Raw genomic sequence first — 11,555 nt, 5'->3', positions numbered from 1 at the left:
CCCCCGGCTGGTGCCAGGGGCGGGCGGTTTGAATGGCCCATGCGCGGCCGTTGTGTTCTGCCCGAACAGCGTGTGTGCGTCAGCCGAAGCAGCTCGGGACGGGGTTGCTGGTGGGCGACTCACAGTTGGTGGGCACGTTGTCGATGATCTTGACCTTGCCCTTGGTGACGACCGTGCCCCGGTTCTCGATACCGCCGGCGGGCTCGTCGGAGGTGTTGTCCTTCACCTTCGAATCGGTGAGGGTGAGGTTGCTGCCACTGGTGACGAAGATGCCGCCACCGCTCTGGCCGTTGCCGGGAGCCCGGTTGCCGATGACCTTCGAGTCGCGGATCGCGACCTCCTCGGTCGGACTCAGGTCGATGTAGATGCCGCCGCCACTGCTGTTGGTGGTGGCGTTGTCGATGACCTTGGTGTCCTCGATCACCGCGGACTCCTCGAGCAGGAGGCCTCCGCCGTTCCCATCGGACGCGGTGTTGTTCTTGACCGTGCTCTTGCGCACGTAGAGCGCACCGTCGTCGTGGTAGATACCACCGCCGTAGTAGCCGAAGTTGTTGGCGATGACGCTCTTCTCCACCTCCGTCACGCCGTCGTCGTTGTAGATGCCGCCGCCGTAGTAGGCGTAGTTGTAGGCGAGGTAGCTCTTGCTGATCTTCGTCGTTCCGCTGTAGTTGTAGATGGCCGCGTAGCCGTCGTCGTTGTCGGAGATGTTGCCGGTGACCTTGGTGGTGCTGATGTCGAGCTTGCCGTAGTAGTTGTAGACGGCAGCGCCGTCCTCGGCGGAGTTCTTGTCGAGGGTGCTGTTGCGGATGTTGGTGGTGCCCTCGTTGTAGATGGCGCCGCCGTCGCTGGACTCGAGGTCCTCGACGGTGTTGTTCTCGAGGGTGACCTTTTCGAGGTCGAGCCGTCCCCCGGAGTTCACGTTGATGCCGCCACCCGTGTTCTCGCCCGACTTGCCGCGGGTGATGGTGAGGTTGCGGAGCTTCAGGTCGCCGCCGACGCCGACCTCGAAGATCCGGAAGTTGGCGGCGTTGGCGGCGCGCGCGATGGTCGCGCCGTTGCCCTCGATCGTGATCGGCTGGGTGATCTTGGGCAGGCCGTTGTCGTCCTCAAAGGCGGTGAGGGTGTAGGTGCACTTCTCCGCCAGCTTGAGGTGGCTGGGTCCCTCCAGCTCGTTCGCCTGCACGATCGCCGAGATCAGATCGTTCGGGTCACACTCCACGTCCACGATCTTCTCGTGGTCCCTCTCGTACGAACCACGGCCGTGATCGCGGTCGTGGCCGCCCTTCTCCTTGTCGTGGTCCCCGGACTCCTTCTCCTTGCCCTCGTTGCCCTTGGAAGCGGAGTCCTTCTCCTTGCCGCCGTTGTCGTCCTTGCCGCCGTTGTCGTCCTTACCGCCGTTGTCGTCCTTACCGCCGTTGTCGTCCTTACCGCCGTTGTACTCCTTGTCCCCGGAGTCCGAGTCGTCGTCGTCTTCCTTGTCGCCGCTGCTCTCGGCGGGGTTGCCCGCGTGGCCGGCCCAGTAGTCGCCGTCCCCGCCATCGGAGTTCATGCCGTCGCGAGTGGAACCGACGGCGCCAGGGTTCGCCCTGGCCTTGCCGCCGTCCGTGGCCGCGGAGGCGGAGGCGGGCTTCGCCTCAGCGGACTCGTCGCCCGTGACTGCCACGACGGTCGTCGCCCCGACGATGGCGAAACCGGCCGCGGTCAGAACCGCCATCTTCCAGTGAGCGCTCAGCGCCGCGGCCTTCCCGCGGCGCTCGGCGCTCGTATTCGTATTCGTACTCGTGCTCGTGCCCTGTGATTCAGACATCCGACGTTGCTCTCCTTCTATGTGACACGCCGTCACGCCCTCTGCCCGAAAGGCGCGAAAGTGGGCATATCGAATCACATAAAGATGTGGAAATAGGACAATGCACGCAGATGGGAGTGTCGGCTGAGCACCAGCCCTCCGGTGGTCGACGCCGACAGCTGAGCCGCCGTCAGCCCGCCTCGGGGTGCGAGGCTTCCGGGAGACCTGCGGCGACGACAGCAGTGCGTACGGCGGCGCGTACGGCAGCGCTCGCCGAGCGCCTCGGGTGCCACCGCACGGGTACGTGGATTCCGGAGATCAACGGCTGGACGAAGATCGCCGCAAGCGTGCCGATCACCACCGCCGAGAACGAGACCGCCGCCCGGTCGCAGCCGGGCGGCTCGCGCTCTTGCTCGCGGGCTTCACCGGCCGCGACGAGGGCGGCGGGGGCCAATAGGCGTGGACCTGGAAGAGGCCTGACGACTACTCAGAAACGTTGGACTGTTGACGGGTGGGCACGGTCCGCGCCAGAGACCCGGTGACGTACGCCATCGCGTCCGTGAACTTCGGATCGAGGAAGCGCCGTTCCATCTCCTCCTCGTCCACGTCCTCCACGTGCGTCTGGATCCACCAGATGTTGCCGTACGGGTCGCGGACCCGGCCCACCTGGTCGCCGAAGAACAGGTGGGTCACCTCCGTCACCGACGTACCGCCCGCCTCGACCGCCCGCCGGTGTGCCTCCTCCGCGTCCGCGACGTACAGCCGCAGGAACGCGGGGGTGGCCGGCCAGTCCTTCGGGCTGTCGAAGGCCATCAGGCGCGCGTTCCCGATCCGCAGCTCCGCGTGCCCGATCCTGCCGTCCTCCATCTCGAAGCGCCCGAGGTCCTCCGCCCCGAAAGCCCGCTGGAGGTAGTCGATGAGCCCCGCCGTGTCATGGCCGATGATCCACGGCGTGACGGTCGTGCAGCCCTCGGGAACCGGCTGGACGGTCATGGCTGTCTCCTTGCGTACGGGATCGCAACATGACCGACCGTAGGCAGGAATCAGGTCGGATTCCGTCCTAGAGGCAACGCCTGCGGGCGCCGGCGCCGATCGCACTATCCTCAGGCAATCGGGCCACGCGCACGCGCGTATGTACGTCGGGGAGGGCCACTCGGCCATGGAGCAGCTGGCATCCGGAGATCCACGTCGTATCGGCGCCTACCGTCTGCTGGCCCGCCTGGGGGCCGGCGGCATGGGCCAGGTCTATCTCGCCCGCTCCGACCGGGGCCGTACGGTCGCGGTCAAGCTGGTCCGCCGTGAGCTGGCCGAGAAGGAGGAGTTCCGCAGACGCTTCCGCCGCGAGGTGGCGGCGGCCCGGAAGGTGGGCGGGTCCTGGACCGCGCCGGTCCTGGACGCGGACACGGAGGCGGAGGTTCCGTGGGTCGCGACCGGCTATGTCGCCGGGCCGTCCCTGCACTCCGTGGTCTCCGGCGACCCGGGCGGAGGCGTCCCCGGCAGCAACGGCCACAGCCGCGGTCAGGCTCATCGGAGGGGCCACGGCCCGCTGCCCGAGCACTCCGTACGCACCCTCGCCACCGGACTCGCCCACGCCCTGCGGGACATCCATCGCGCGGGCATAGTCCACCGCGACCTCAAGCCCTCCAACGTCCTGGTCACCATCGACGGGCCGCGCGTCATCGACTTCGGTATCGCCCGCGCCCTGGAGGCCCTGGAGACCGTCACGGACGGCGGCGGGCTGACCCGCACGGGCGCGGTCGTCGGCTCGCCCGGATTCATGGCGCCCGAGCAGCTGCGCGGCGACAGCATCACCCCGGCCTGCGACGTCTTCTGCCTCGGCTCGGTGCTCGCGTACGCCGCGACCGGCCGGCTCCCGTTCGGCTCCGCGGACAGCGGGGTCCACGCGATGATGTTCCGGATCGCCCAGGAGGAGCCGGACCTGACCGGTGTCCCGGACACGCTGCGGGAGTTGATCCGGGACTGCCTCCACAAGGATCCCGCCTCCCGGCCCACCCTGGAGCAGATCCTCGTCCGCACCGAGGCCGGCACCGGCGCGGACGGGCAGGACCCCACGCTCCCCTGGCTGCCCGGACCGCTCATCGCGCAACTGGGCAGCCATGCGGTGAAGTTGCTGGAGGTCGAGCATCCGGAGAGCTTCCCGGACGCGCCGGGTGCGGCTGACGAGCCGGACGAGCGGGGTGAGTCCGGCGCGCCGGACGCGCCGCCGAGTTCACCGGGGGCGCCGGGCGTGCATGCTCTCCCCACGCTGACCGGCGCCCCGACCCCACCCCCGACGCCTCCCCCGGGCCCGGCTCCGGGACCGGGACCGAATCCGGGACCGAATCCGGGACCGGCTCCGGGACCGACGCCCGCACCGGCGTGGACCCACCCGGCCCCGCACACCCCGTATCCCCCGTACACCGCCTTCGGCCCGCCCGCCCCCGAGCCGCCGCGCCGCAACACCCGCGGCACCGCGGCCCTCGTCGCCGTCGCCGTGCTCGTCGCGGTCACCGCGGGCACCTCCGTCTACACACTCATGAACGACGACAGCCACACGCAGACCCCGGCGGCGCCGGGCCCGTCGGCGACCGGGCCCACCTCCCCCAGAGCCTCCGAGCCCGCCACCCCGGGCACCCCCTCCACCTCGGCCACCAGCAGCAGCCCGGCCGCGGCGTCCTCCCCCGCCACCGGCTCCGGGACCGTGCCGCAGGAGTACGTCGGCACCTGGCAGGCCGACTTCACCACCGCCGACGGCAACACCAACACCCGCGTCATGACCATCACCACGGGTTCGACCGGCGACACGGTCATGACCCTCACCGGCCAGGGCGCCACCTACGACTGCGGCTGGTCCGCCACGCTGCGCGCCCCCGGCCCACCCCTCGAACTCGGCCCGACCCACGTCACCTTCGGTGATCCTCAGAGCTGCGCCCCCGGCCAGTGGAGCCGCCTCGACATGCCGGACGACCGCACGATCGTCCGCGAACTGGTCGGCTCGGGCGGGGCCCCGCTCACGTACACGAAGGTGGACTGAGCCGCCTCCCGACCAGCCGCTTGACCAGCGGCCTCCCGACCGACCGCCTCCCGCCACCGCCGGGCCCGACCGCGCGGGCCCGACCCCGCCGGGCGCAAGGGAACCCTCACGGGCGCCGCGGCGTCCTCCCGGAAGCAAGAACCAAGATCATCGAGGGGGAGCCGCGCATGCCGGTCACGCTGGCCGAGGAAATCATGCTGCTGTCGCTGGACGACGAGTCCGGTACCGCGAAGAGCCGGACGGCAGCGGGCTGGGCCGTCGCCGCCGGCATTCTGCTGGAGCTGGTCATGGCGGGCCGCGTCACCGTGACCGACGGGCGGCTGGAGGTGACCGACCACTCACCGACCGGCGTCGCCCTGCTCGACGGGCGGCTGGAGAAGCTGGCCGAATGGACGGAGCGCGGCAGCAGGCGCAGGATGACCGACTGGCTGGCCAAGGACCACCCGAAGGCCGTTCCCGCGACGGTGGAGAGCCTGTGCGCCCGCGGCCTCGTCGTCGAGGAGGTCCACAGGGCGCTCGGCATCTTCCCCGTACGGCGCTACCCGGAGGCCGACGGATCGGTCGAGCAGGAGCTGCGCAGTCGGCTGACCGCGGTGGTCCTGGAGGGCGCGGAGCCGGACGAGCGTACGTGCGGCCTGGTCGCGCTGCTGCAGGCCACGCACCTGCATGGTCTGGCGTTCCCCGGTCTGCCGCGGAAGCAGGTCGATCCGCGCATGATGGAGATCGCCAAGGGGCAGTGGGCGGGCGCCGGCGTCCGGGAGGCGATCCGCAACATGCGGGCGGAGATGATGACGGTGACGGCGATGGTCACGCTCGGCGCAGTGAGCTGAGTCGAGTCCCACCGGGCTGCGCGCGGCGCCCAGTACCGGGCCCCGGTGTCAGGACCGGGCGCCCGGGCGTCAGGACCCGGAGCAGATGTCAGTACCGGGGCCAGGCCTCAGGACCGGGAGCCGATGTCGGTACCGGGCCCAGGCCTCAGGACCGGGACCAGGTCTCCGTACGGGACCAGCGGAGCGTCAGGAAGCCGTCCCCGCCGAGCTCGGGCTCCACCTGCGTACCGAACGGGCGCCCCGCCCTGCTCAGCACCTCGCACAGCCAGCCCGCGTCCGCCGCCGAAGCATGGTGGAGCTTCATCTGCCGGGCCTGCATCGGCACGATCCGAAGCTCCTCCAGCTCGCCCGTACCCGCGTCCAGCGACGGGAAGTACAGCAGCCGCAGATCGTCGCGGTACCGCTCGTAGCCCGAGATGCCCTCGTAGTCGTCGATGAGGTCGCCGCAGCCGTACAGGATGAGCTTTCCCCGGTACACCTGCATGGGCCGCGGGTGGTGCGAGGAGTGGCCGTGGACGACGTCGACGCCGCCGTCGACGAGCCGGTGCGCGAAGGTGGCCTGGCTCTGCGACACCCCGTAGCCCCAGTTCGATCCCCAGTGGATCGAGACAACGGTCAGATCGCCCTCCTTCCGCACCGCCCTCAGCCGTCGTACGAGGGCGTCGGCGCTGCGGGTGGACAGGTCGGGGACGAAGTCGACGCCCGGCCGGTGCTCACCGGCCGCCCAGCGTGACGGGATACCCGCGGACGCCATCCCGCACGACAGCACGAGGACGCGCCCGCCGCTCTTCGTGGCGACCGCCACGGGCCGCCGCGCCTCGCCCGCGTCGCGCCCCGCCCCGGCCGGGCCGAGCCCGGCGCCCCGCAGCACTTCCACGGTCTCCTCCAGGCCGCGCCGCCCGAAGTCGAGCACATGGTTGTTCGCCAGCGCGCATACGTCCGGGTGCGCCGCGGCCAGGAAGGGCAGGTTGTCCGGGTGCATGCGGTACGTCACGGCCTTGGCGGGGGCGAAGTCGTCGCTCGTCGTGACGCTGCTCTCCAGGTCGATGACGCGCACGTCGGGCGCGATGTCCTCAAGCACGTCGAGCGCGGCGCCCCAGGGCCACCTGTAGTCCACAGGCTGTGGAATCGCCCCGTTCGTGGCCTCCGCGAGCGCCACGTAGTCCCGGGCGTCCCGGATGTACCCCTCCCGCAGGGCGGGGTCACCGGGGTGCGGAAGGATCTGGTCGACACCTCGGCCCGGCATGACGTCCCCGCAGAGGAACAGCGTCACGAGCGCCTGACCGCCCATGCGACTCATTTTCCCACCAGCGGCGCGGTCCCGGCCGGGGCGCCGCCGGCCGGGCCGCCTCCGGCCTGGAGGTCCCCGGCCTGGAGTTCCCGGCCTGTTTCCCCGGCCGAGGGCCGTCCGGCACGAAGCCCGTCAGTGCCACCCGCTAATGTCCGCAAGGCACACAGCAGAGTCACAGCTTTCACGCGCGTGATCGCGTGATCGCGTGATACCGAGGGGTGGGACATGGGTCCGAAGAGACGTATACGCACGGCTGTCACGCTGGGGGCGGCGACCGTCGCGCTGACCGCCACGGCCGGGTGCGGAACGCAGACCGCGGGGGAGACTGCGAAGGATGCCGCGAAGGTGGTGAGCCAGGCGGACACCATCGCCGCGGCACTCGCGCGCGTCACGGACCGGACGGAGAAGATCGGTTCGGCCGACGTCATCTTCAACACCACCATGCCGGGGCTCGCCCAGCCGGTCACCATGACGGGCACGTACACCTGGGGCAAGGGCGTCGCGTACGACGTGACGATGGACACGGCCGCGGTGCAGATGCAGGCCGTTCAGGACGACCCGAAGGTGCGGACCATGATGGTCGACGGCGCCTACTACTACAACGTGGACCCCCAGCCCAGTGGCCCGCTCCAGGGCAAGCACTGGATGCGGGTCGACGTCGCCGCGGTCCTCGGCGAGGAGGGGGCGGCCTCGGTCGAGGACCAGGGCGACCCGACGGCGGGGCTGCGCTACATCGGCTTCTCGAAGAACACGGAAAGCCTCGGAGAGGAGACGATCCGGGGCAAGGAGACCAAGCACTACCGGGCGACCATCAACAACAAGGACATGCCCGCGAACCTGGAGTCCATGACCGGCCCCGCCGACAGCATCACCGTCGAGATCTGGGTGGACGACAAGGACCTGCCGGTCAGGCTCGTCCAGGAGATGGGCAACATGAAGGTGACGGCCGACTTCCTCAAGTTCGGCTCCGCCAAGGCTGTGACCGCTCCCCCGGCATCCGACACGGCCAACCTCAGCGACGAGTTCAAGAAGAACCAGGGCAAGCAGGCCTGACAGCGGCGTTACCGGCGCCCCCGCCCTCGTCCTCGTCCTCGTCCTCGTCCACGAGTACGTACGAGCGGCGGGGGCGCCTTCGTGTCTCAGCCCAGCAGCTCGATGGCCGCCGTGCGCAGGAGAACCGGATGTACGAAGCGGTCCTCGGCGGCAGGCGGAAAGCGCCAGGCGAGCGGCCAGGTCGGCCCCTCCAGGGCGGGGACCGGTACGTAACTGGCGGAGCCGCTCACCGAGTTGTAGCGGGTCACCCCGCGCGGCCAGGGGCGCATCACCGTACTGGCGGCCGGAAGAAGGAAGTAGACGCCCCGGCAGCCGTTCGCCTCGGTCACCACGGGGCCCGGGTCGCCGCCCGTCATGCGGTCCATCAGATCGGCCAGTCGACGTCCGTCGTCGCCGTCGACGCGTACGGCGTCGAAATGCACGCCCGCCTTGCGGAGCTGGAATCCGGAGGCCGGAACCCAGTCAAGGTTAACCTCGCCAGTTTGCGTATTCACAACTCCACTCTGACCGCTTGCAGTTAGCGTTTTCCATGACCGGGCCGGAGGTGTCACAGGTCGGTTGACCTGCGTAAACGCGCCTTGAGTCGGGTCGAATTCGGCGGGGACGAGTAGTGACCGGTTGAGACCGGTTGAGTCGAATGGTGATCGCAATGGCGCGAGCGGAAAACAAACTTATGGCGGGTCCGACGGCGCGGTTGGTGGCGACTGTCGCGCGCAGACTGCGCGTACGAAAGGGGTGGACACAGGAACAGCTCGGCAAGGAAATCGGCTTCACGGCGTCGGCGGTGAGCGCGATGGAGACGTGCGCACAGCCGGCGAGCGACGAGATGCTCGTGCAACTGGAGCGGGTGCTCGGGGACGGGCTGGAGATCTTCGATCAGGCGCGGCTGTACATCCGGATGGAGAAGTATCCGCCGCAGTTCAAGGACTACGCGCCGCTGGAACAGAAGGCGGTGGGGCTGCACCTGTACGCGACACTCGTCGTCCACGGGCTGTTCCAGACGGAGGAGTACGCGCGGGCGCTGATCGGCGGCGGGTATCCGCCGCTGCCCGAGCAGAGGGTCGACGAGCTGGTCGAGGGGCGGATGGCGCGCAAGGTGCTGTTCGAGCGGAAACCGGTGGCACTGATCGAGGTGGTGCTGGAGGAGTCGGTGCTGCGGCGACCGATCGGCGGTGAGGAGGTCATGCGTGGCCAGATGCGGCACCTTGCGGAGTGCGCGCGGCGGCGTAACGTGACGCTCCAGGTGTTACCGCTGGACTGCGGTCTCAGCGGCGAGCACGCGGGCGACAACGGCGGGATGACCCTGGTGGAGACCCCGGAGCACGACCATCTGGTCTACCTGGAGATCCAGTTCGAGAGCCTGCTGATCAAGGACCCTGCAAAGGTGAGCACGTTCGCCCAGCGATATGCGAAGATCCGGGCACAGGCCATGGGCCCTCGTGAATCGCTGGGCCTCATCGAGCGATTGGCGGGAGAGCAGAGATGAGCAACAGCCTGCGCTGGTTCAAGTCCAGCTACAGCGATAGCAGTGGCGGCGAGTGCGTCGAGGTGGCCTTCGACTGGCGCAAGTCCTCGTACAGCAGCGACAGCGGCGGCAACTGCGTCGAGGTCGCCACCTGCCCCCACACCATCCACATCCGCGACTCCAAGGTCACCGACGGCCCCACCTTCGCCGTCGCCCCGGACGCGTGGACCGCATTCCTCGCCTGGGCGGATTGACCTCGCGGTGCGGGCCCGGTCGTGCGCCGGGCCCGTACCGCGTCGAACACGTCAGGCTCCGAGGGAGCCCGCGACCTGCCGGGTCGCCGCGTTGAGCCGGTTCCAGACGTTGATCGCGGCGATCGCCAGCAGCAGCGCGCTGAGCTGCGCCTCGTCGTAGTGCTTGGCCGCCTCGTTCCAGATCTCGTCCGGCACCGGGTCCGAGGAGTCGGCGATGCGGGTGACGGCCTCGGTGAGGGCCAGGGCCGCGCGCTCGGCGTCCGTGAAGTACGGGGCGTCGCGCCAGCCCGCGACGGTGTCGATGCGCTCGTTGCTCGTACCGGCCTTGCGCAGGTCGCGGGCGTGCATGTGGAGGCACACGCCGCAGCCGTTGATCTGGCTCGCCCGCAGGTTGACCAGCTCCAGCAGCTCGTCCGAAAGGCCCGTCGACTTGGTCGACTTGCCCAGCGCCAGCAGCGCCTGCATGGCGGACGGGACGACGAAAGCGGGGTGCTTCATCCGTGCTTCCATGGTTCTCTCCTCAAGATCGAGTCTCAGCTGTTCGGTTTGGTTCGTCACTGCACTGACGGATCGCGACGGGAGAATGTGACCGGTGGACGAAAAGAATTTCCGGCGGAGCGCTTCGAGGCGCATCGGACCCACATGCGCTCGGTGGCGTACCGCATGCTCGCCTCGCTGAGCGAGGCCGACGACGCCGTCCAGGAGGCCTGGCTCACACACGAAGATCAGTACGCGTACTCAGTGGTCTCGGTACAGCCGCCGAGACGACCCGAACTCGCCCGCGGCGGAGGGGTTCTCCTACATCCGCTCCGACTTCTGGTCTGCCGAGACCCCGGCGCCGTCTCCGACCGGGGACCGAGTCTCGGCCGGGCCCGTACCCACGACGGGAGAATGTGACCCATGGACGACAACGAGCTGCTGGCGCAGCGCTTCGAGATTCATCGCCCCCATCTGCGCTCCGTGGCATACCGGATGCTCGGTTCCCTCGCCGAGGCCGACGACGCCGTCCAGGAGGCCTGGCTGCGGCTCAGTCGCTCGGACACGGACGACGTGCAGAACCTGGGCGGCTGGCTGACCACGGTCGTGGGCCGCGTATGCCTGGACATGCTGCGGTCGCGTACGGCGCGGCGCGAGGACCCGCTGGAGGTCTACGTACCGGACCCGATCGTCAGCAACATCAGCGGCGCCGACCCGGAGCAGGAGGCCCTCGTCACCGACTCCGTCGGGCTCGCGATGCTCGTCGTACTCGACACGCTGTCGCCCGCCGAGCGGCTCGCCTTCGTCCTGCACGACATGTTCGCCGTGTCCTTCGACGAGATCGCCCCCATCGTGGGGCGCACCCCGACGGCGACCCGGCAGCTCGCGAGCCGGGCCCGGCGCCGGGTGGGCGCGGCGCCGGCGCCGGACCCCGATGTGGCGCGGCAGCGCGAGGTCGTGGACGCGTGGGTCGCCGCCACGCAGGGTGGCGAATTCGACGCCCTGCTCTCGCTCCTCGACCCGGACGTCGTCCTGCGGGTGGACGGCGGCGTCCTGGCCGCGAGCGCGACGAAGCTGGTCCGCGGCGCGGAGTCGGTGGCCGGCCAGGCGCTCATGTACCAGCGCTTCGCGCCGTACGGACGCCTCGCCCTCATCAACGGGCTGCCGGGTCTCGTCTCCCTGCCCGAGGGCAAGCCGGTCGCGGTCCTGGCCTTCACCATCTCCGGCGGCAAGATCGTCCAGATCGACATCCTGAACGACCCGGAGCGCCTGCGGAGTCTGGACCTGACGGTCCTGGGCGACGGGTAGGGAGCTCGAACCCGGGACGAGGAACAGCCCGGCGGTCGGCCAGGTCCTGTCCTGGCC

The 11,555-nt window shown here is 69.7% G+C and carries 12 protein-coding genes and 1 pseudogene; 7 read left to right on the top strand and 6 right to left on the bottom strand.

Annotated elements, in window-relative coordinates; all coding sequences use genetic code 11:
* Positions 1-79: 79 nt before the first annotated feature.
* The 3 genes from ACWGI8_RS28785 to ACWGI8_RS28775 all read right to left on the bottom strand — a co-directional run bounded on the left by ACWGI8_RS28785 (position 80) and on the right by ACWGI8_RS28775 (position 2,779).
* Positions 80-1,807: a hypothetical protein gene (locus ACWGI8_RS28785; RefSeq protein WP_453665250.1), complete on the bottom strand. Its 1,728-nt coding sequence runs from the start codon at positions 1,805-1,807 to the stop codon at positions 80-82.
* A gap of 169 nt (positions 1,808-1,976) precedes the next feature.
* Positions 1,977-2,240 (bottom strand): hypothetical protein, encoded by a 264-nt coding sequence (locus tag ACWGI8_RS28780; RefSeq protein WP_453665249.1) that lies wholly within the window; start codon positions 2,238-2,240, stop codon positions 1,977-1,979.
* A 29-nt stretch (positions 2,241-2,269) separates the two neighbouring features.
* Positions 2,270-2,779: a VOC family protein gene (locus ACWGI8_RS28775; protein WP_453665247.1), complete on the bottom strand. Its 510-nt coding sequence runs from the start codon at positions 2,777-2,779 to the stop codon at positions 2,270-2,272.
* Between the two features lie 166 nt (positions 2,780-2,945).
* Between ACWGI8_RS28775 and ACWGI8_RS28770 the strand changes: the two genes are divergently transcribed.
* Both ACWGI8_RS28770 and ACWGI8_RS28765 read left to right on the top strand, forming a co-directional pair.
* Entirely contained in the window at positions 2,946-4,820 is a 1,875-nt protein-coding gene (locus ACWGI8_RS28770) for a serine/threonine-protein kinase (protein WP_453665246.1), read from the top strand.
* A gap of 167 nt (positions 4,821-4,987) precedes the next feature.
* Entirely contained in the window at positions 4,988-5,650 is a 663-nt protein-coding gene (locus ACWGI8_RS28765; protein ID WP_453665244.1) for a GOLPH3/VPS74 family protein, read from the top strand.
* A 145-nt stretch (positions 5,651-5,795) separates the two neighbouring features.
* Here ACWGI8_RS28765 and ACWGI8_RS28760 read toward each other — a convergent pair whose 3' ends face one another.
* Complete coding sequence (locus tag ACWGI8_RS28760; RefSeq protein WP_453665243.1) at positions 5,796-6,941, bottom strand: CapA family protein; 1,146 nt, start codon at positions 6,939-6,941, stop codon at positions 5,796-5,798.
* A 225-nt stretch (positions 6,942-7,166) separates the two neighbouring features.
* Here ACWGI8_RS28760 and ACWGI8_RS28755 point away from each other — a divergent pair, with 225 nt between their 5' ends.
* Positions 7,167-7,994 carry a hypothetical protein gene (locus ACWGI8_RS28755; RefSeq protein ID WP_453665241.1) on the top strand — a complete coding sequence of 276 codons (828 nt, stop codon included), beginning with the start codon at positions 7,167-7,169 and terminating at the stop codon, positions 7,992-7,994.
* Between the two features lie 86 nt (positions 7,995-8,080).
* Here ACWGI8_RS28755 and ACWGI8_RS28750 read toward each other — a convergent pair whose 3' ends face one another.
* Positions 8,081-8,488, bottom strand: coding sequence for a hypothetical protein (locus ACWGI8_RS28750; RefSeq protein WP_453665239.1), 408 nt, complete (start codon positions 8,486-8,488; stop codon positions 8,081-8,083).
* A gap of 155 nt (positions 8,489-8,643) precedes the next feature.
* Between ACWGI8_RS28750 and ACWGI8_RS28745 the strand changes: the two genes are divergently transcribed.
* Positions 8,644-9,480: a helix-turn-helix domain-containing protein gene (locus ACWGI8_RS28745; RefSeq protein ID WP_453665238.1), complete on the top strand. Its 837-nt coding sequence runs from the start codon at positions 8,644-8,646 to the stop codon at positions 9,478-9,480.
* Entirely contained in the window at positions 9,477-9,713 is a 237-nt protein-coding gene (locus ACWGI8_RS28740; RefSeq protein WP_453665237.1) for a DUF397 domain-containing protein, read from the top strand. Before ACWGI8_RS28745 ends, ACWGI8_RS28740 begins: the two co-directional genes overlap by 4 nt.
* A gap of 51 nt (positions 9,714-9,764) precedes the next feature.
* Here the strand turns inward: ACWGI8_RS28740 and ACWGI8_RS28735 are convergent, their stop codons facing one another.
* A complete protein-coding gene (locus ACWGI8_RS28735) occupies positions 9,765-10,223 on the bottom strand; it encodes a carboxymuconolactone decarboxylase family protein (RefSeq protein WP_453665235.1) in 459 nt (152 codons plus the stop codon).
* Positions 10,224-10,298: 75 nt separating this feature from the next.
* Between ACWGI8_RS28735 and ACWGI8_RS28730 the strand changes: the two are divergent.
* Positions 10,299-10,427: pseudogene (locus ACWGI8_RS28730) on the top strand (sigma factor); the annotation flags it as partial.
* A 186-nt stretch (positions 10,428-10,613) separates the two neighbouring features.
* Complete coding sequence (gene sigJ / locus ACWGI8_RS28725; RefSeq protein ID WP_453665234.1) at positions 10,614-11,498, top strand: RNA polymerase sigma factor SigJ; 885 nt, start codon at positions 10,614-10,616, stop codon at positions 11,496-11,498.
* Positions 11,499-11,555: the final 57 nt, after the last annotated feature.

The organism is Streptomyces sp. NPDC054841 (assembly GCF_053611045.1).
This window is presented reverse-complemented; position numbering and strand designations above follow the sequence as displayed.